The sequence below is a fragment of the Enterobacter sp. 940_PEND genome (assembly GCF_001059415.1).
Classification (GTDB): domain Bacteria; phylum Pseudomonadota; class Gammaproteobacteria; order Enterobacterales; family Enterobacteriaceae; genus Enterobacter; species Enterobacter cloacae_M.
This window is the reverse complement of record NZ_JUMS01000115.1, coordinates 17,572-37,487: the sequence shown is the minus strand read 5'-3', so window position 1 is coordinate 37,487 and position 19,916 is coordinate 17,572. Positions and strand designations below refer to the sequence as shown.

Below are 19,916 nucleotides of genomic sequence, written 5' to 3'. Positions count from 1 at the left end.
TAGTGTGGGGTCTCCCCATGCGAGAGTAGGGAACTGCCAGGCATCAAATAGAAGAACCCCGTACCGAAAGGTGCGGGGTTTTTTGCTTTGTGCGTCAGAAATCATGCCGAGTGGCTTTGTAGGCCCGGTAAGCGCAGCGCCATCGGGCAAGTCAAACCGCACCATCCCCTCCTTGAAACTTTCTCACCTTCTGCTTGCAGACTCGACATTCAAACCATTTCTGGGTATCGTTAGCTGTCTGGATGTCTAAACGTTTATACGTATGCTGTGAGGATATAAAGTTATGCCGATTCGGGTGCAGGACGAGCTACCAGCCGTCAATTTCTTGCGTGAAGAAAACGTTTTCGTCATGACGGCTTCGCGTGCGACAGGTCAGGAAATTCGCCCGCTGAAGGTGCTTATTCTCAATCTGATGCCAAAAAAGATCGAAACAGAAAACCAGTTCCTGCGTCTTCTGTCGAACTCCCCTCTTCAGGTTGATATTCAGCTGCTGCGAATCGATGCCCGTGAGTCACGTAACACGCCTTCTGAGCATCTGAACAACTTCTACTGTAACTTCGATGATATTCAGGGGGAAAACTTCGACGGACTGATCGTGACCGGCGCGCCGCTCGGTCTGGTGGAATTTAACGATGTCGCTTACTGGCCGCAGATCAAACAGGTTCTGGAGTGGGCAAAAGATCACGTTACCTCCACATTGTTTGTCTGTTGGGCGGTACAAGCCGCGCTGAATATTCTTTATGGCATCCCCAAGCAAACCCGTACTGAAAAGCTCTCCGGCGTATACGAACATCACATTCTTCACCCGCACGCGTTGCTGACGCGCGGTTTCGATGACTCTTTCCTGGCCCCGCATTCTCGCTATGCCGATTTCCCGGCCCAGCTGATTCGTGATTACACCGATCTGGAGATCCTGGCCGAAACGGAAGATGGAGATGCTTATCTGTTTGCCAGCAAGGATAAACGCATTGCATTCGTGACCGGGCATCCTGAGTACGACCCGCAAACCCTTGCGTCAGAGTATTTCCGTGATGTCGAAGCGGGTCTAAATCCGGATGTACCGTACAACTATTTCCCGAAAGACGACCCGCAAAACAAACCGAGAGCAACCTGGCGCAGCCACGGGAATTTGCTTTTCACTAACTGGCTCAACTATTACGTCTACCAGATAACACCATACGATCTGCGCCACATGAATCCGACGCTGGAGTAATCTTCTGCACTAAACGATCCTAAAGCGTTTCAGCTATTCAAATCAGGCACCTTCGGGTGCCTTTTTTTATTTTCGAAATGTCGCTCACCATTCAATAAAACTTTAATTCCAATAAAATCAGATAATTAATTTCATATTTATATTAAAATGGAAATTGTTTTTGATTTTATGAAAAATATAGATAGTCTTAATTCTGCTGAGCGAAAACTACCCAACGATCTTTCGTTCGCATCGGGGGCGTGATTTTGGATCTTTGATGAGGAGCAGAGTAATGACTCAACAGGCAACGACGGTCGATGAACTGGCCTTTACCCAGCCGTATGGCGAGCAAGAACAGCAGGTTTTGACGGCGGAAGCGGTAGAATTCCTGACTGAACTGGTGACTCGCTTTACGCCGCAGCGTAATAAGCTGCTGGCGGCACGCATTCATCAGCAGCAGGAAATTGACGATGGCAAGTTGCCTGGCTTCATTTCGGAAACCGCTTCCATTCGTCGCGGTGAGTGGAAAATCCGCGGCATCCCTGAAGATTTACAGGATCGTCGCGTTGAGATCACCGGTCCGGTAGAGCGCAAAATGGTGATCAACGCCATGAACGCCAACGTTAAAGTCTTTATGGCCGATTTTGAAGACTCACTGGCGCCTGACTGGCGTAAGGTCATCGAGGGGCAGATCAACCTGCGCGACGCCGTGAACGGCACCATCAGCTATACCAACGAAGCCGGCAAAATTTACCAGCTCAAACCGAACCCGGCGGTGCTGATCTGTCGCGTACGCGGCCTGCACCTGCCTGAAAAACATGTCACCTGGCGTGGGGAAGCCATTCCGGGCAGCCTGTTTGATTTCGCGCTTTATTTCTTCCATAACTACAAGAATCTGCTGGCAAAAGGCAGCGGCCCTTATTTCTATCTGCCAAAAACGCAGGCCTGGCAAGAAGCGGCCTGGTGGAGCGAAGTGTTCAGCTACGCGGAAGATCGTTTCAACCTGCCGCGCGGTACCATCAAGGCCACCCTGCTGATTGAAACGCTGCCTGCCGTGTTCCAGATGAATGAAATTCTGCACGCCCTGCGCGACCATATTGTCGGCCTGAACTGCGGACGCTGGGACTATATTTTCAGCTACATCAAAACCCTGAAAAACTATCCCGATCGCGTACTGCCGGATCGCCAGGTTGTGACCATGGATAAACCGTTCCTGAGCGCCTACTCGCGTCTGCTGATCAAAACCTGCCACAAGCGCGGCGCCTTTGCGATGGGCGGCATGGCGGCTTTTATCCCGAGCAAAGACGCAGAGCGGAACAATCAGGTGCTCAACAAGGTGAAAGCCGATAAAGAGCTTGAAGCCCGTAACGGTCACGACGGCACGTGGATTGCCCATCCCGGCCTGGCCGATACGGCGATGGAGGTCTTCAACCGCGTTCTCGGCGACAATAAAAATCAGCTGTTCGTCACGCGTGAAGACGATGCCCCAACGGCTGAAGAACAGCTGCTGGCACCGTGCGCGGGCGAGCGTACGGAAGAGGGCATGCGTGCCAATATTCGCGTCGCGGTCCAGTACATCGAAGCGTGGATCTCCGGCAACGGCTGTGTGCCTATCTATGGACTGATGGAAGATGCCGCGACGGCGGAGATCTCACGTACCTCCATCTGGCAGTGGATCCACCATCAAAAAACGCTCAGCAACGGCAAGCCGGTGACCAAATCTCTGTTCCGCCAGATGCTGGCCGAAGAGATGCGGGTGATCCAGGACGAGCTGGGCGAACACCGCTTCAGCAGCGGACGTTTTGACGACGCTGCGCGCCTGATGGAGCAAATCACCACATCAGATGACTTAATCGACTTCCTGACCCTGCCGGGCTACCGCTTCCTGGCGTAACTCACCGCATAACAATATGGAGCATCTGCACATGAAAACCCGTACCCAACAAATCGAAGAGTTAAAGAAAGAGTGGACACAACCTCGCTGGGAAGGCATCCGCCGTCCTTACAGCGCGGAGGAAGTGGTGAAATTACGCGGCTCGGTCAATCCGGAATGCACGCTGGCACAGAACGGTGCGGCGAAAATGTGGAAGCTGCTGCACGGTGGCTCTAAAAAGGGCTACATCAACAGCCTCGGCGCGCTGACCGGCGGTCAGGCGCTGCAGCAGGCGAAGGCCGGTATTGAAGCTATCTATCTTTCCGGCTGGCAGGTCGCGGCGGATGCCAACCTGGCGTCCAGCATGTACCCGGATCAGTCGCTCTATCCGGCTAACTCCGTGCCGTCGGTGGTGGATCGGATCAACAACACCTTCCGCCGTGCGGATCAGATCCAGTGGGCTGCCGGTATCGAACCTGGCGATCCGCGCTTTACTGACTACTTTCTGCCGATCGTCGCGGATGCGGAAGCAGGTTTCGGCGGCGTGCTGAACGCCTTCGAGCTGATGAAATCGATGATTGAGGCCGGTGCAGCGGCCGTTCACTTCGAAGATCAGCTGGCATCAGTGAAGAAATGCGGACACATGGGCGGTAAGGTGCTGGTTCCTACACAGGAAGCCGTACAGAAGCTGGTTGCCGCGCGTCTGGCTGCTGACGTGCTCGGCGTGCCGACGCTGGTGATTGCCCGTACCGATGCGGACGCGGCGGACCTGATCACCTCTGACTGCGACCCGTACGACAGCGAATTCATCACCGGCGAGCGCACCAGTGAAGGCTTCTATCGTACCCACGCGGGTATCGAGCAGGCAATTAGCCGCGGTCTGGCGTACGCGCCGTACGCGGACCTGGTCTGGTGTGAAACGTCTACGCCGGATCTGGCGCTGGCAAAACGCTTTGCCGATGCCATCCACGCGAAGTATCCGGGCAAACTGCTGGCCTATAACTGCTCGCCGTCCTTCAACTGGCAGAAAAAGCTGGATGACAAAACCATCGCCAGCTTCCAGCAGCAGCTGTCCGACATGGGCTACAAATACCAGTTCATTACCCTGGCAGGTATCCACAGCATGTGGTTCAACATGTTCGACCTGGCGCACGCCTATGCGCAGGGTGAGGGCATGAAGCACTACGTTGAGAAGGTGCAGCAGCCGGAGTTTGCGGCGGGCAAAGACGGTTACACCTTCGTGTCTCACCAGCAGGAGGTGGGGACCGGCTACTTTGACAATGTGACCACGATTATTCAGGGCGGCACCTCCTCCGTCACTGCCTTAACGGGTTCAACGGAAGAAGCACAGTTCTAAACTTTTCCCCCTCTCCCCTCTCGGGGAGAGGGTTGGGGTGAGGGGGAATATATGTCGCGTGGCCTGGAATTGCTGATTGCCCAAACTATTTTGCAGGGCTTCGATGCCCAGTATGGTCGTTTTCTTGAAGTGACATCCGGCGCGCAGCAGCGCTTCGAACATGCAGACTGGCATGCGGTTCAGCAGGCCATGAAGCAGCGTATCCATCTCTATGACCACCACGTGGGTCTGGTGGTGGAGCAGCTGCGCTGTATTACCGACGGTAAAAGCCCGGACGCGGAATTTTTACTGCGCGTGAAGGAGCACTACACCCATCTGTTACCCGACTACCCGCGCTTCGAGATTGCGGAGAGCTTTTTCAACTCCGTCTATTGCCGGTTATTTGACCACCGCTCACTATCTCCTGAGCGGTTATTTATCTTCAGCTCCCAGCCCGAGCGACGCTTTCGAACCATTCCCCGTCCGCTGGCGAAAGATTTCTTTCCCGATCGCGGATGGGAAAAACTCCTGCACCGCGTGCTAACGGATCTGCCGCTGCGCCTGCCCTGGGAGAATAAAGCCCGGGATATCGGTTATATCCACGCGCATCTCAACGAAACCTTCGGCGCGGAGGTGCTTAGCCATAGCCATTTGCAGGTGGCCAACGAGCTTTTCTACCGCAATAAAGCCGCCTGGCTGGTCGGCAAACTGGTTACGCCGACCGCCATTGTGCCTTTTCTGCTGCCCATTCACCGTACCGACGATGGGGAACTGTTTGTCGATACCTGCCTGACCACCGGCGCCGAGGCCAGCATCGTGTTTGGCTTCGCCCGCTCCTATTTCATGGTGTACGCCCCGCTGCCTGCCGCGCTGGTGGAGTGGCTGCGAGAGATCCTGCCGGGCAAAACCACCGCCGAGCTGTATATGGCCATTGGCTGCCAGAAGCACGCCAAAACGGAAAGTTACCGGGAGTACCTGCGCTATGTCACCGCGGCCGATGAGCAGTTTATCGAAGCGCCCGGCATTCGCGGCATGGTGATGCTGGTCTTTACGCTGCCGGGTTTCGACCGGGTCTTTAAGGTGATTAAAGACAGATTCGCGCCGCAGAAAGAGATGACCGCCGCGCACGTTCGCGCCTGCTATCAGCTGGTCAAAGAGCACGATCGCGTCGGGCGCATGGCGGATACCCAGGAATTCGAAAACTTTGTGCTGGATAAACAGCAGATCGACCCGGCGCTCATGGCGCTGTTAATGCAGGAAGCGCCCGCGAAAATCACCGATCTGGGTGACAAAATCGTGATTAGCCATCTCTACATTGAGCGCCGCATGGTACCGCTGAATATCTGGCTTGAGCAGTCCGAAGGTCAGGCGCTGCGGGATGCTATTGAAGAATACGGCAACGCGATTCGCCAGCTTGCCGCCGCAAATATTTTCCCGGGCGACATGCTGTTTAAAAACTTCGGCGTCACCCGTCACGGGCGGGTGGTGTTCTACGATTACGATGAAATTTGCTACATGACCGAGGTGAACTTCCGCGATATACCACCGCCCCGCTACCCGGAAGATGAACTTTCCAGCGAGCCGTGGTACAGCGTCTCACCGGGCGATGTGTTTCCGGAGGAGTTTCGCCACTGGCTGTGCGCTGACCCGCGCATCGGGCCGCTATTCGAAGAAATGCATGAGGATCTGTTCCGCGCCAGCTACTGGCGCGGGCTGCAAACGCGGATCAAAAACGGGCATGTCGAAGATGTGTACGCTTACCGCCGCAAGCAGCGGTTTTGCATTAGGTTTGCACCCTCTCTCGCAGGATGAGGACATCATGTTTGCACCCTCTCTCGCAGGGTGAGGGCATCATGTTTTCTCCCTCTCCCTGTGGGAGAGGGCCGGGGTGAGGGCATCAGGCCGCAATACAACCCCGTCGCCCGGTGGCGCTGCGCTTACCGGGCCTACGGTCCGAATATCCGCCGAAACCCAACTTAGCGAATCCCACCATACGCCAGCGTCACCTCTTTCGCCGCCTTAATCACCAGCGCACCCAGCTCGGTCACGCGGTCGTCGGTCATCCGCGAAATCGGCCCGGAGATGGAGATGGCGGCAAACGGCTCGCGGTGCTCGTCGAAAATACAGGCCGCCAGGCAGCGCAGGCCCAGGGCATGTTCTTCATCATCAAACGAATAGCCACGCTTGCGGGTCAGGGCCAGATCTTCTTTCAGATGCACGGGCGATACCAGCGTGGCGTGGGTATAGGCGTGTAAACCTTTACGGTGCAGCAGCCCCGTCACCTGCTCTTCGCTCAGCTGCGACAGAAACGCTTTCCCCGCCCCGGAGGCGTGCATCGGCAGCTTGCCGCCAATCGGTGCGGACATACGCATCAGCTGCGTGCACTGCACCTGGTCGATGATAATCGCCTGATGGTCGCTCTGGTCCAGCACCGCGAGGTTGACCGTCTCGCCGGACTCCTCCATCAGCTTGCGCAGAATCGGGTGCACAATCGCCAGCAGGTTGCGGCTCTGCAGGAAGCTGCTGCCGACGATAAACGCATGCGCGCCCACCGCCCAGTGCCCCAGCTCGCCGACCTGACGGACAAAGCCCAGCTGCTGCATGGTGGTCAGCAGGCGGTGCGTCGTGGAGTTCGGCAGGCCAGCCTGCTGGGCCAGCTCCGTCAGGGCCACGCTGCCGTGCGACTCGGCTATCCACTCCAGCAGCTTCAAACCGCGCGTGAGCGATTGAACCTGTCCGCCCTGTTGTGCGGCGGCGGCGGTGGCAGCAGGTTTTCTGCCGCGTTTAGCGGGAACGGTCGCGACCATGACGATCTCCTTTTTCTGTATCGTGGAAATCATTTTCGTTTTATTTGGTGAATTTGCAACCGTTATCCTGACTGATCGGAGGAGTGATGGTGAACATGTCTCATGTTACCGCTGTGCGGCTTTTCCACCCTGCGAGATTGTGCCAGTATGGAACGCAGCCTTTTGGCCTTGTTGAGCGTTGTCGGGAGCAAGTGTGAGCAGCAAAGTAGAGCAACTGCGTGCGCAGTTAAATGAACGAATTCTGGTGCTGGACGGCGGCATGGGCACCATGATCCAGGGGTATCGTCTGAGTGAAGACGATTTCCGCGGCGAGCGCTTTGCCGACTGGCCCTGCGACCTGAAAGGGAACAACGATCTGCTGGTGCTCAGCAAGCCGTCCGTCATTAAGGATATCCACAACGCCTACTTCGAAGCGGGTGCGGATATCGTTGAGACCAACACCTTTAACTCGACAACCATCGCCATGGCGGATTACCAGATGGAATCCCTGTCGGCGGAAATCAACCTGGAAGCCGCGAAGCTGGCGCGCGCCTGCGCCGACGAGTGGACGGCACGTACGCCGGACAAGCCTCGCTACGTTGCCGGGGTGCTTGGCCCGACGAACCGAACCGCGTCGATTTCACCGGACGTCAACGACCCGGCGTTTCGTAATATCACCTTCGATCAGCTCGTTGCGGCCTACCGTGAATCGACCAAAGCGCTGGTGGAAGGCGGTTCCGATCTGATCCTGATAGAAACCGTATTCGACACCCTTAACGCCAAAGCCGCGATTTACGCGGTGAAAGAGGAGTTTGAGGCGCTGGGCGTTGACCTGCCGATCATGATTTCCGGCACCATCACCGACGCCTCCGGCCGTACTCTGTCCGGTCAGACAACCGAAGCGTTTTATAACTCTCTGCGCCACGCCGAAGCGCTCTCCTTTGGCCTGAACTGCGCGCTGGGGCCTGATGAGCTGCGCCAGTACGTGCAGGAGCTTTCCCGTATCGCGGAATGCTACGTCACCGCCCACCCGAACGCCGGTCTGCCGAACGCGTTCGGTGAATACGATCTCGATGCCGACACCATGGCGGCGCAAATCCGCGAGTGGGCCGAGTCTGGCTTCCTGAACATCGTCGGTGGCTGCTGCGGCACCACGCCGGAGCACATCGCGGCCATGAGCAACGCCGTCGCCGGACTGCCGCCGCGCAAGCTGCCCGAGCTTCCGGTTGCCTGTCGTCTGTCCGGCCTTGAGCCGTTGACCATCGGCGACGACAGCCTGTTTGTGAACGTGGGTGAGCGTACTAACGTCACAGGTTCTGCAAAGTTCAAGCGCCTGATCAAAGAAGAGAAATACAGCGAAGCGCTGGACGTTGCCCGCCAGCAGGTGGAAAGCGGCGCGCAGATTATCGATATCAACATGGATGAGGGAATGCTCGACGCCGAAGCGGCGATGGTGCGTTTCCTCAACCTGATCGCCGGTGAGCCGGACATCGCCCGCGTGCCGATCATGATTGACTCCTCCAAGTGGGAGGTCATCGAAAAAGGGCTGAAGTGCATCCAGGGTAAAGGCATCGTCAACTCTATCTCGATGAAAGAGGGCGTTGATATCTTTATCCACCACGCGAAGATGGTCCGCCGCTACGGTGCCGCCGTGGTGGTGATGGCCTTTGACGAGGTGGGCCAGGCGGATACCCGCGAGCGTAAAATTGAGATATGCCGCCGCGCGTACAAGATTTTGACCGAAGAGGTGGGCTTCCCGCCGGAAGACATTATCTTTGACCCGAATATCTTCGCCGTCGCGACCGGGATTGAAGAGCACAACAACTATGCCCAGGACTTTATCGGGGCATGTGAGGACATCAAGCGCGAGCTGCCGCACGCGCTGATCTCCGGCGGCGTGTCGAACGTGTCGTTCTCGTTCCGCGGTAACGACCCGGTGCGCGAAGCGATTCACGCCGTGTTCCTCTACTACGCCATCCGCAACGGCATGGACATGGGGATCGTTAACGCCGGCCAGCTGGCGATTTACGACGATCTCCCTGCCGAGCTGCGCGACGCCGTAGAGGACGTGATCCTTAACCGCCGCGACGACGCCACCGAGCGCATGCTGGACCTGGCGGAGAAATACCGCGGCAGCAAATCGGATGAGGCGGCAAACGTTCAGCAGGCCGAGTGGCGTTCCTGGGACGTGAAAAAGCGTCTGGAATACTCGCTGGTCAAAGGCATCACCGAATTTATCGAGCTCGATACCGAAGAGGCGCGCCAGCAGGCAGACCGCCCGATTGAGGTGATCGAAGGCCCGCTGATGGACGGCATGAACGTGGTCGGCGATCTGTTCGGTGAGGGCAAAATGTTCCTGCCGCAGGTGGTGAAATCCGCCCGCGTGATGAAGCAGGCGGTAGCGTATCTTGAGCCCTACATCGAAGCCAGCAAAGAGAAAGGTTCCAGCAACGGCAAGATGGTTATCGCCACCGTGAAGGGCGACGTGCACGACATCGGCAAGAACATCGTCGGCGTAGTGCTGCAGTGTAATAACTACGAAATTATCGACCTCGGCGTGATGGTCCCGGCGGACAAAATCCTCAAGACCGCGCGCGAAGTGAACGCCGACCTGATTGGCCTCTCCGGCCTGATTACGCCGTCGCTCGACGAAATGGTCAACGTGGCAAAAGAGATGGAGCGGCAGGGCTTCACCATTCCGCTATTGATTGGCGGGGCGACCACCTCAAAAGCGCACACGGCGGTGAAAATCGAGCAGAACTACAGTGGCCCGACGGTGTACGTGCAGAACGCCTCGCGCACCGTGGGCGTGGTCTCCGCGCTGCTCTCCGACACCCAGCGCGACGATTTTGTGGCGCGCACCCGCAAAGAGTACGAAACCGTTCGCATCCAGCACGGCCGTAAGAAGCCGCGCACCCAGCCTGTTTCGCTTCAGGCGGCGCGCGACAACGATCTGGCCTTCGACTGGTCCAGCTATACGCCACCGGTGGCGCATCGCCTGGGCGTTCAGGAGGTCAGCGCCAGCATCGAAACGCTGCGCAACTACATCGACTGGACGCCGTTCTTTATGACCTGGTCGCTGGCGGGCAAATATCCGCGCATCCTGGAAGATGAGGTGGTTGGCGAGGAGGCGAAGCGCCTGTTTAAAGATGCCAACGACATGCTCGACACGCTGAGCGCAGAGAAAAGCCTCAACCCGCGCGGCGTGGTGGGCCTGTTCCCGGCGAACCGCGTGGGCGACGACATCGAAATTTATCGCGATGAAACCCGCACCCACGTGCTGGCGGTCAGCCGCCATCTGCGCCAGCAAACGGAGAAAGTGGGCTTTGCCAACTACTGCCTGGCCGATTTCGTCGCGCCGAAGCTGAGTGGTAAAGCCGACTATATCGGCGCCTTTGCGGTGACCGGCGGTCTCGAAGAAGACGCGCTGGCGGACGCGTTCGAAGCGCAGCACGATGATTACAATAAAATCATGGTGAAAGCGATTGCCGACCGCCTGGCAGAAGCCTTTGCCGAGTATCTCCACGAGCGCGTGCGTAAGGTGCACTGGGGCTACGCGGCGAATGAAAACCTCAGCAATGAGGATCTGATCCGCGAAAACTACCAGGGGATTCGCCCGGCGCCGGGCTATCCGGCCTGTCCTGAGCACACCGAAAAAGGCACTATCTGGAAACTGCTGGATGTGGAAGCCCATACCGGCATGAAGCTCACCGAGTCGTTCGCCATGTGGCCAGGCGCGTCCGTCTCAGGCTGGTACTTCAGCCATCCGGACAGCAAGTACTTTGCCGTGGCGCAGCTGCAGCGGGATCAGATTGAAGATTACGCCCTGCGCAAAGGGATGAGCGTGTCTGAAGTGGAGCGCTGGCTGGCGCCAAATCTCGGCTACGACGCCGACTAAAATCACTTTTCCTTACAACAAACAGGGCGCTCATTGGGCGCCCTGTCTCTTTCTTACGTTTAAACCCTTATACTGGAAGAAGGTTCTTATCTTTTGCCCGGTGGCGCTGCGCTTACCGGACCTGCGCGTAGGCCGGATAAGGCGTAGCCGCCATCCGGCAAGACAATGCGCAACAAACCTCAGGAAAACACATAACGATAAGGAGGAAAAACTTCCGTGCTGACGTTGTTACACCTGCTCTCTGCAGTCGCACTGCTCGTATGGGGCACCCATATCGTCCGTACCGGCGTGATGCGCGTATTTGGCGCGCGCTTACGTACCGTTCTCAGCAGCAGCGTTGAGAAGAAGCCGCTCGCCTTCTGCGCGGGCATTGGCGTAACGGCACTGGTTCAGAGCAGTAACGCCACGACCCTGCTTGTCACCTCCTTTGTGGCGCAGGATCTGGTGGCGCTGGCCCCGGCGCTGGTGATTGTGCTGGGGGCGGATGTAGGTACCGCGCTGATGGCGCGTATCCTGACCTTCGATCTCTCCTGGCTGTCGCCGCTGCTGATTTTTATCGGCGTTATCTTCTTCCTCGGCCGCAAGCAGACGCGCGCCGGACAGCTCGGGCGCGTAGGGATAGGCCTGGGGCTGATCCTGCTGGCGCTGGAGCTGATTGTGCAGGCGGTCACGCCAATCACCGAGGCCAACGGCGTGCAGGTCATCTTCGCCTCCCTGACCGGGGACATCATGCTTGACGCGCTGATTGGCGCGGTGTTTGCCATCGTCAGCTACTCCAGCCTGGCGGCGGTTCTTCTGACGGCGACCTTAACCGCCACAGGGGCTATCTCCTTCCCGGTGGCGCTGTGTCTGGTGATCGGGGCCAACCTCGGCTCCGGCCTGCTGGCGATGCTCAATAACAGCGCGGCCAACGCCGCAGCCCGCCGCGTGGCCCTCGGCAGCCTGCTGTTTAAGCTGGTGGGCAGCCTGATTATTCTGCCGTTCGTTCACCCGCTGGCGAACCTGATGGACAACCTACCGCTGCCGAAGGCGGAGCTGGTGATCTATTTCCACGTGTTCTACAACCTGGTGCGCTGCCTGGCGATGGTGCCGTTTGCCGCGCCGATGGCCCGCTTCTGCGAACGCCTCATTCAGGACGAACCGGAGCTGGATGCGCGCCTGAAGCCGAAGCACCTGGATACCTCCGCGCTGGATACCCCTGCGCTGGCGCTGGCGAATGCCGCGCGCGAGACGTTGCGCATGGGCGACGCAATGGAAACCATGCTCGAAGGCCTGCAAAAGGTGATGCACGGCGAGCCGCGTGAAGAGAAAGAACTGCGCAGACTGGCGGACGATATCAACGTGCTCTATACCGCTATTAAGCTTTACCTGGCGCGTATGCCGCAGGACGAGCTGGCGGAAGAGGAGTCCCGCCGCTGGGCGGAAATTATCGAGATGTCGCTTAACCTTGAGCAGGCCTCGGATATCGTGGAGCGTATGGGCAGCGAGATCGCCGACAAATCCCTTGCCGCGCGTCGTGCGTTTTCAGGTGAAGGCCTGAAGGAGCTGGAAGCGCTGCACGAACAGCTGGTCAGCAACCTCAAGCTGGCGATGCTGGTCTTCTTCTCCAGCGACGTGCCGAGCGCGCGCCGTCTGCGTCGCAACAAGCATCGTTTCCGTATTCTGAACCGCCGCTACTCGCATGCCCACGTTGAGCGTCTGCACCAGCAGAACGTGCAGAGTATCGAGACCAGCTCCCTGCATCTGGGGCTACTGGGGGATATGAAGCGTCTCAACTCGTTGTTCTGCGCGGTGGCGTACAGCGTGATGGAACAGCCGGATGAAGACGACGAGCGGGATGAGTATTAATCTCCGGAAGCGCCTCGCAAAACCGTTTTGCGGGGCGTGACACCTTATAAAGCGCCATTTACTCTTCAGACCTTACATTTTGAAGGGAATAGAAAATGCTCGTTTATTACGCTACACTTCGCCAATTCATGCGCATTCCGATGGGAGTTCTCATGCGCGCTACTCATGGCATCAAAAAATCAGTCAATGTGTCGTTAGCACCAGAAATCCTTGAAGAGGCGCGTCGGCTTAAACTTAATCTCTCTGCTGTACTCACGGCTGCGCTGCAAGAGCAGTTTCGAGCGCATCAGCGCGCAGAGTGGTTAGCAGAAAATAAAGCTTCTATCGAGGCCATTAACCAGTGGGTTGATGAAAACGGCTCCTTTAGTGATTCTCAGAGATCGTTCTGATGGAGCAATATTTTGCTTATGAGAATGAAGGTAAGGGGAAAACTGCCTATCCCTGGCTAATCAATATGCAGCATCCCGTGGCCAATGTGATGAAGCATGTCCTGGTCGCACCAGCAGTTGAGCTTAGCAACCTGGGAGGCATTCAGCCGCCTGCGAAAGTGTGCCCTGTCGTTGAGATAGCGGGTAAGCCCTGCGTGGTCATGATGCACATGATGGCTGGCATATCGCCAAAAGAGTTAGGTGAGCGTGTTGCCGATCTTACGCAAAACCGGGCTTCATTGCGGGATGCACTCGATTTTTTGATCAACGGCTACTAACACTTTTTTGTCAGCCGCAAGGTAAGGTATATTTCGCCCTTCACAGGAGAAACTATGCTGCCAACTCAATCAACCCGATTAAACAAATACATTAGCGAGAGCGGGATCTGCTCACGTCGCGAGGCTGACCGTTACATTGAACAAGGTAACGTGTTTCTTAACGGCAAACGCGCCACCATCGGCGACCAGGTGGTCCCTGGCGATGTGGTGAAAGTGAATGGTCAGGTCATCGAACCGCGCGATGCTGAAGACCTGGTGTTTATCGCGTTGAACAAACCGGTTGGGATTGTCAGCACCACGGAAGACGGCGAGCGGGACAACATTGTTGATTTCGTGAACCACAGCAGCCGTATCTTCCCGATTGGCCGTCTGGATAAAGACTCACAGGGGCTGATTTTCCTTACCAACCACGGCGATCTGGTCAACAAAATTCTGCGTGCCGGTAACGACCACGAGAAAGAGTACATTGTGACGGTGAATAAGCCGGTCACGGACGAATTTATTCGCGGCATGGGCGCCGGTGTGCCGATCCTCGGCACCGTCACGAAGAAGTGTAAGGTCAAGAAAGAAGCGCCGTTCGCGTTCCGCATTACGCTGGTTCAGGGCCTGAACCGCCAGATCCGCCGTATGTGCGAGCACTTCGGTTATGAAGTGACGAAGCTGGAACGCACGCGCATCATGAACGTCAGCCTGTCAGGCATCCCGCTGGGCGAGTGGCGCGATTTAACGGATGACGAGCTGATTGAACTCTTCAAGCTTATCGAGAATTCCTCGTCCGAAGCGAAGCCGAAGGCCAAAGCAAAACCGAAAACCCAGGCGATTAAGCGCCCGGTGGTGAAGGCGCCGCAGGCGGAAGATAAGGGGCGAGGCAAGCCGGGTAATGGAAAACGCTTTACCCAGCCGGGACGCAAAAAGAAAGGGCGCTGATTAGCGCCTTCCACGTGTAGACGTTGTGGCCGACCAGGAAAATGTCGCCTCTGCATCGGGTTTATAAGCCTGCTCTTTTTTCAGCTTGCGGGCTTTTTTCGCCGCGGCGTCACGCTGCGCCATCAGCTTATCGATGTACTCTTTTTTCACCTGATTGGTTTCGGCGTTCGTCAGCGTGCGGCCATGGGCGATACGGGCGCGGTCGAGAAGCGTTTTCAATTCGCGCTGCTCGGCTTCCGTCATGTCTTTCTGGGTCAAACGTGGTGTAGCCATTGCTGAAGCCTCCTGATAGAGAGGCTTCAGTGTAAAGCAAGCCGCGCAAATTAACCCTGCTTCACCGCATCTTTTTTCGTTTGTTCATCAATCGGTTTGCCGGACCAGTAGCCTGCCAGCAGCGAGCCGGAGAGGTTATGCCAGACGGAGAACAGCGCGCCAGGCAGGGCCGCCAGCGGGGAGAAGTAGATTTTACCGAGCGCCGCCGCCAGGCCGGAGTTCTGCATGCCTACCTCGATTGCCAGCGTGCGGCAGGTAGATTCGTCAAAACCGAACAGCTTCCCACCCCAGTAGCCGCCCAGCAGGCCAATCGTGTTATGCAGCACCACGGCGATGATCACCACAAAGCCCACGGAGGCAATGTGCGATGCGGAACCCGCCACCACGGCGCTGATGATCGCCAGAATGCAGACCATCGAAAACGCGGGCAGGTACGGCTCAACGGCCTTCACCACGCGCGGGAAAAGATGGTGAATGACCAGCCCCAGCGCAATCGGGATCACCACAATCTGCAGAATGCTGAGCAGCATGCCCATCACGTCCACCTGAATATGCGCGTCCACGTACAGGCGGGTTAACAGCGGTGTGGCAACGACGCCCACCAGCGTCGAAACGGACGAGATCGTGACGGAGAGCGCCACGTCGCCTTTCGCCAGGTAGATCATGACGTTGGACGCCGTGCCGCTGGCCACGCTGCCCACCAGCACCATCCCGGCCGAGAGATCGGGCGGCATCTTAAAGGCCATCGCCAGCAGCCACGCCGCAAGCGGCATCACCAGGTAGTGCAGGAAGATCCCTGCTGCGACGGGCGCAGGGCGAGACAGCACGCGTTTAAAGTCGTCGATTTTCAGATGCACGCCCATACCGAACATGATCAGCATCAGCAGCGTGGCGACCCACGGACCAATGCCCGTGAACGTAGCGGGGGTGTAATACGCGAGTACGGAGAGCAGCAGCGCCCATAACGGGAACAGCCGCGTAACGACGGATAACATAGTGGATTCCTTGCAGTATTGTCGTGTTGTTTAGTTATGAAAAAGCCGGGTCTGTGCCCGGCTTATAGGTATTGTTTATCGTGCTAACGAATTTTATTCAAACAAATTCTGATGAAGTTTCTGCACGACCTGCTCAGCCTGATCGGCAGGCACCAGGAAGCAGAGGTTGTAGCTGGATGCGCCGTAGCAGATCATGCGGATGCTGAACGGGTCGAGCACGCCGAACACTTCTTTACCCACGCCGCAGGCGCGCGACAGCTTGTTGCCGATGATGGCAACCAGCGCCAGGTCTTCTTCTACTTCCACGCGGCAGAGCTCAGACAGCTCAATCAGCAGCGACTGCGTCAGCAGCGTGTCGCCGGTGGAGGTCGAGCCGGTGGTGTCCAGCGTTAGCGCAATGCTCACTTCAGAGGTGGTGATCAGATCGACTGAGATATTATGGCGCGCCAGAATGCCAAACACTTCCGCCAGGAAACCGCGGGAATGCAGCATATTGTGGCTGTGGAGCGTCACCAGCGTCTGACGACGGCGCAGGGCCAGGGCGCGGAACAGCGGTGGGTTTTCCGTTTTCTTGCAGACCAGCGTCCCGCCCGCTTTCGGATCTTTACTGGAACCCACGAAGACCGGAATATCGCTGCGCACTGCCGGCAGCAGCGTTGCAGGGTGCAGCACTTTCGCGCCGAAGGTGGCCATTTCCGCCGCTTCTTCAAAGGCGATCACATCAATACGTTTAGCCGCGGAAACGACGCGCGGGTCGGTGGTGTAAATGCCCGGAACGTCCGTCCAGATATCCACGCGCGTTGCATGCAGGGCTTCGCCCAGCAGCGCGGCGGTGTAGTCGCTGCCGCCGCGGCCAAGCGTGGTGGTGCGGCCTTTCGCTTCACTGCCGATAAAGCCCTGGGTAATCACGATACCGTCTGCCAGGCGTGGTGCCAGCTGCTGATTGGTCAGCTCCGCCAGCGCCTCAACGTCCGGCTCGGCACGACCAAAGCGATCGCTGGTACGCATCACTTTACGCACGTCAAACCACTGCGCCTGAACGTTACGCTCGCGCATGATTTCGACAAACAGCAGGGTGGACATCAGCTCGCCGTGGCTGACCAGTTCGTCGGTCAGGGCGGTGGAGGTGGCCAGAGAAGCCGCTTCTGCCAGAGTGGTAATATTTTCCAGCAGACGCTCCACTTCCTCGCGGATGACGTTCGGGTTCTGCAGACGCTCAAGAATGTCGAACTGAATTTTGCGCAGTGCATCCAGCTTCACGAAACGTTCTGTCGCTTCCAGTCCTTCAGACAGAGAAACCAGCAGGTTCGTCACGCCGGCGGATGCAGACAGCACCACCAGGCGGGTATTCGGATCGGCCAGCACCACATCGGCGCTGCGGTTCATGGCATCGTAATCGGCCACACTGGTGCCGCCAAATTTGGCGACCACAAAACTCGTCATAACAACCTCGTGTCAGGGAATGAATAAGCGACCTTGGCACAAGAGTGAAACGAAAACAGGTGCAGGCGCAAAATACGGCCCTATAAATAAAATGCGGGGGAGGTCCTGTCAATGCTGGGATTATGCGGATTTTTTATAGGGGGGTACCCCTGAGAAACAGGACTTATAACAGCGCCAGATTTTATGCTCCGTTTTAGGGCTTTTTGACCGACATTTCGCCGCCCCAGGAGGCTCCGTCAGCAGCTATACTTTTCGGGTCTTTTCACCTGTGTTTGATGCAGGCCAGGGCAATGGCATAAAAACCATCACAATTTTTATTTGCAGGCGCTACAATCGACCGCAGTCACAATTCTCAAATCAGAAGAGTATTGCTAATGAAAAACATCAACCCAACGCAGACCGCTGCCTGGCAGGCACTCCAGAAACATTTTGATGAAATGAAAGACGTCACCATCGCGGATCTGTTCGCGAAAGATGCCGATCGTTTCAACAAGTTCTCCGCGACCTTCGACGACCTGATGCTGGTGGATTTCTCTAAAAACCGCATTACCGAAGAGACGCTGGCAAAGCTGCAGGATCTGGCGAAAGAAACCGAGCTGGCGGATGCCATCAAATCCATGTTCTCCGGCGAGAAGATCAACCGCACCGAAGACCGTGCAGTGCTGCACGTGGCCCTGCGTAACCGTAGCAATACCCCAATCATCGTTGACGGCAAAGACGTCATGCCGGAAGTGAACGCGGTGCTGGAAAAGATGAAAGCCTTCTCCGAAGCGATCATCTCCGGAAGCTGGAAAGGCTACACCGGCAAAGCGATCACCGACGTGGTGAACATCGGTATCGGCGGTTCTGACCTCGGCCCGTTCATGGTGACCGAAGCGCTGCGCCCTTATAAAAACCACCTCAATATGCACTTTGTGTCTAACGTCGATGGCACCCACATCGCCGAAGTGCTGAAGAACGTGAACCCGGAAACCACCCTGTTCCTGGTTGCGTCCAAAACCTTCACCACTCAGGAAACCATGACCAACGCCCACAGCGCGCGCGACTGGTTCCTGAAAACTGCGGGCGACAACAAGCACGTGGCGAAACACTTCGCGGCGCTGTCTACCAACGGTAAAGCGGTCAGCGAGTTCGGCATTGATACCGCGAATATGTTCGAGTTCTGGGACTGGGTCGGCGGCCGCTACTCCCTGTGGTCTGCGATCGGTCTGTCCATCATCCTGTCCGTGGGCTTCGACAACTTCGTTGAGCTGCTCTCCGGCGCGCACGCGATGGATAAACACTTCTCCACTACCGCGCCTGAGAAAAACCTGCCGGTACTGCTGGCGCTGATCGGTATCTGGTACAACAACTTCTTCGGCGCTGAAACCGAAGCGATCCTGCCGTATGACCAGTACATGCACCGCTTCGCAGCCTACTTCCAGCAGGGCAACATGGAATCCAACGGTAAATACGTTGACCGTAACGGCAACGCGGTGGATTACCAGACTGGCCCAATCATCTGGGGCGAGCCGGGCACCAACGGTCAGCATGCCTTCTACCAGCTGATCCACCAGGGCACCAAAATGGTACCGTGCGATTTCATCGCCCCGGCTATCACCCATAACCCGCTGTCCGACCACCATCCGAAGCTGCTGTCGAACTTCTTTGCGCAGACCGAAGCGCTGGCGTTCGGTAAATCTCGCGAAGTGGTTGAACAGGAATACCGTGACCAGGGTAAAGATCCGGCAACCCTGGACCACGTTGTGCCGTTCAAAGTGTTCGAAGGCAACCGCCCAACCAACTCCATCCTGCTGCGCGAAATCACGCCGTTCAGCCTGGGCGCGCTGATTGCCCTGTACGAGCACAAGATCTTCACGCAGGGCGCCATCCTGAACATCTTCACCTTTGACCAGTGGGGCGTTGAGCTGGGCAAACAGCTGGCAAATCGTATTCTGCCAGAGCTGGGTGACGATAAAGCGATTGCCAGCCATGACAGCTCGACAAATGGTTTGATCAACCGTTATAAAGCATGGCGCGCGTAATTAAAACGTCATGAAAACGTGCCGGCTTAATGCCGGCATTTTTTTATCGGATAATTCCTGATGTCTGTTAGTTAACTCAAATTCTGAATCTGAGTTTAATCCGAAAAAGACGCTTAACCCGTTAATTCCTGCGGTTTATTTTAAGAAAATACGCAGTAATCCATTAATATCTTTATATTATAAATTATTGATTTTAATAATTTATATATTAATGCTATTTGTCTTTCATTTCCATTTTAACCATTAGTCCGAAAACCCCATCCCTATTTCCCCTTACGGCAAACCCACGGCACTAGTTGTGTATACTCGATTCCGCCTGAAATTCTTTTCGGGCAAATCTCCATTCATTCATTGAAGGGAAATTGTTATGAAGAAAGTACTGTATGGCATTTTTGCCATATCTGCGCTTGCGGCGACATCTGTCTATGCAGCTCCGGTTCAGGTCGGGGAAGCGGCAGGTTCGGCTGCGACGTCTGCGTCTGCGGGAAGTTCTACCGCAGCCAGCGCCAGCACCGTAAGTTCAGCCGTGGGTGTCGCGCTGGCGGCAACCGGTGGCGGTGATGGCTCCAATACCGGAACCACGACCACCACGACAACCAGCACCCAGTAATAGCG

The 19,916-nt window shown here is 56.7% G+C and carries 15 protein-coding genes; 11 read left to right on the top strand and 4 right to left on the bottom strand.

The annotated features are described in order from the left end of the window. Positions 1 to 283: 283 nt before the first annotated feature. From metA to aceK, 4 genes are all read left to right on the top strand, one after another. Positions 284 to 1,213, top strand: coding sequence for a homoserine O-acetyltransferase MetA (metA, locus tag ADJ24_RS16155; protein WP_023309984.1), 930 nt, complete (start codon positions 284 to 286; stop codon positions 1,211 to 1,213). Positions 1,214 to 1,484: 271 nt separating this feature from the next. Then, positions 1,485 to 3,086, top strand: coding sequence for a malate synthase A (aceB, locus tag ADJ24_RS16150; RefSeq protein WP_023309985.1), 1,602 nt, complete (start codon positions 1,485 to 1,487; stop codon positions 3,084 to 3,086). A gap of 31 nt (positions 3,087 to 3,117) precedes the next feature. Further along, positions 3,118 to 4,422 (top strand): isocitrate lyase, encoded by a 1,305-nt coding sequence (gene aceA / locus ADJ24_RS16145; protein ID WP_023309986.1) that lies wholly within the window; start codon positions 3,118 to 3,120, stop codon positions 4,420 to 4,422. 51 nt (positions 4,423 to 4,473) lie between these two features. Then, entirely contained in the window at positions 4,474 to 6,213 is a 1,740-nt protein-coding gene (gene aceK / locus ADJ24_RS16140; protein ID WP_023309987.1) for a bifunctional isocitrate dehydrogenase kinase/phosphatase, read from the top strand. Positions 6,214 to 6,377: 164 nt separating this feature from the next. On the opposite strand, the gene iclR is transcribed toward aceK, so the two are convergent. Continuing rightward, entirely contained in the window at positions 6,378 to 7,208 is an 831-nt protein-coding gene (gene iclR, locus ADJ24_RS16135; RefSeq protein WP_023309988.1) for a glyoxylate bypass operon transcriptional repressor IclR, read from the bottom strand. A 193-nt stretch (positions 7,209 to 7,401) separates the two neighbouring features. On the opposite strand from iclR, the gene metH reads away from it, so the two are divergent. The 5 genes from metH to rluF all read left to right on the top strand — a co-directional run bounded on the left by metH (position 7,402) and on the right by rluF (position 14,566). Continuing rightward, on the top strand, positions 7,402 to 11,085 hold the full coding sequence (gene metH / locus ADJ24_RS16130) for a methionine synthase (RefSeq protein WP_023309989.1): 3,684 nt from the start codon (positions 7,402 to 7,404) through the stop codon (positions 11,083 to 11,085). Positions 11,086 to 11,301: 216 nt separating this feature from the next. Further along, positions 11,302 to 12,933, top strand: a complete 1,632-nt coding sequence (locus ADJ24_RS16125; protein ID WP_023309990.1) for a Na/Pi cotransporter family protein — start codon at positions 11,302 to 11,304, stop codon at positions 12,931 to 12,933. 95 nt (positions 12,934 to 13,028) lie between these two features. Continuing rightward, entirely contained in the window at positions 13,029 to 13,322 is a 294-nt protein-coding gene (locus tag ADJ24_RS16120) for a type II toxin-antitoxin system CcdA family antitoxin (RefSeq protein ID WP_032662656.1), read from the top strand. Further along, on the top strand, positions 13,322 to 13,639 hold the full coding sequence (locus ADJ24_RS16115) for a CcdB family protein (RefSeq protein WP_023309992.1): 318 nt from the start codon (positions 13,322 to 13,324) through the stop codon (positions 13,637 to 13,639). The genes ADJ24_RS16120 and ADJ24_RS16115 overlap by 1 nt, the downstream gene beginning before the upstream one ends. A 54-nt stretch (positions 13,640 to 13,693) precedes the next feature. Next, positions 13,694 to 14,566 (top strand): 23S rRNA pseudouridine(2604) synthase RluF, encoded by an 873-nt coding sequence (gene rluF / locus ADJ24_RS16110; RefSeq protein WP_023309993.1) that lies wholly within the window; start codon positions 13,694 to 13,696, stop codon positions 14,564 to 14,566. Here rluF and ADJ24_RS16105 read toward each other — a convergent pair whose 3' ends face one another. The 3 genes from ADJ24_RS16105 to lysC form a co-directional block, all read right to left on the bottom strand. Further along, a complete protein-coding gene (locus ADJ24_RS16105) occupies positions 14,567 to 14,839 on the bottom strand; it encodes a DUF3811 domain-containing protein (protein ID WP_023309994.1) in 273 nt (90 codons plus the stop codon). A 50-nt stretch (positions 14,840 to 14,889) separates the two neighbouring features. After that, positions 14,890 to 15,834 (bottom strand): ketopantoate/pantoate/pantothenate transporter PanS, encoded by a 945-nt coding sequence (gene panS, locus ADJ24_RS16100; protein ID WP_023309995.1) that lies wholly within the window; start codon positions 15,832 to 15,834, stop codon positions 14,890 to 14,892. 93 nt (positions 15,835 to 15,927) lie between these two features. Then, the gene (gene lysC, locus ADJ24_RS16095; RefSeq protein ID WP_023309996.1) at positions 15,928 to 17,277 is read right to left on the bottom strand and encodes a lysine-sensitive aspartokinase 3; all 1,350 of its coding nucleotides are present in this window, start codon (positions 17,275 to 17,277) and stop codon (positions 15,928 to 15,930) included. A 374-nt stretch (positions 17,278 to 17,651) separates the two neighbouring features. On the opposite strand from lysC, the gene pgi reads away from it, so the two are divergent. Together pgi and yjbE are read left to right on the top strand one after the other, a co-directional pair. Beyond that, the gene (gene pgi / locus ADJ24_RS16090; RefSeq protein WP_023309997.1) at positions 17,652 to 19,301 is read left to right on the top strand and encodes a glucose-6-phosphate isomerase; all 1,650 of its coding nucleotides are present in this window, start codon (positions 17,652 to 17,654) and stop codon (positions 19,299 to 19,301) included. Positions 19,302 to 19,668: 367 nt separating this feature from the next. Then, complete coding sequence (gene yjbE / locus ADJ24_RS16085) at positions 19,669 to 19,911, top strand: exopolysaccharide production protein YjbE (protein WP_008503423.1); 243 nt, start codon at positions 19,669 to 19,671, stop codon at positions 19,909 to 19,911. Positions 19,912 to 19,916 lie beyond the last annotated feature (5 nt).

Bases quoted from the DNA above. Each gene is read 5' to 3' on its own strand.
- metA (WP_023309984.1), top strand. From the start codon at position 284: ATGCCGATTCGGGTGCAGGACGAGCTACCAGCCGTCAATTTCTTGCGT.
- aceB (WP_023309985.1), top strand. From the start codon at position 1,485: ATGACTCAACAGGCAACGACGGTCGATGAACTGGCCTTTACCCAGCCG.
- aceA (WP_023309986.1), top strand. From the start codon at position 3,118: ATGAAAACCCGTACCCAACAAATCGAAGAGTTAAAGAAAGAGTGGACA.
- aceK (WP_023309987.1), top strand. From the start codon at position 4,474: ATGTCGCGTGGCCTGGAATTGCTGATTGCCCAAACTATTTTGCAGGGC.
- iclR (WP_023309988.1), bottom strand. From the start codon at position 7,208: ATGGTCGCGACCGTTCCCGCTAAACGCGGCAGAAAACCTGCTGCCACC.
- ADJ24_RS16120 (WP_032662656.1), top strand. From the start codon at position 13,029: ATGCTCGTTTATTACGCTACACTTCGCCAATTCATGCGCATTCCGATG.
- ADJ24_RS16115 (WP_023309992.1), top strand. From the start codon at position 13,322: ATGGAGCAATATTTTGCTTATGAGAATGAAGGTAAGGGGAAAACTGCC.
- rluF (WP_023309993.1), top strand. From the start codon at position 13,694: ATGCTGCCAACTCAATCAACCCGATTAAACAAATACATTAGCGAGAGC.
- ADJ24_RS16105 (WP_023309994.1), bottom strand. From the start codon at position 14,839: ATGGCTACACCACGTTTGACCCAGAAAGACATGACGGAAGCCGAGCAG.
- panS (WP_023309995.1), bottom strand. From the start codon at position 15,834: ATGTTATCCGTCGTTACGCGGCTGTTCCCGTTATGGGCGCTGCTGCTC.
- lysC (WP_023309996.1), bottom strand. From the start codon at position 17,277: ATGACGAGTTTTGTGGTCGCCAAATTTGGCGGCACCAGTGTGGCCGAT.
- pgi (WP_023309997.1), top strand. From the start codon at position 17,652: ATGAAAAACATCAACCCAACGCAGACCGCTGCCTGGCAGGCACTCCAG.
- yjbE (WP_008503423.1), top strand. From the start codon at position 19,669: ATGAAGAAAGTACTGTATGGCATTTTTGCCATATCTGCGCTTGCGGCG.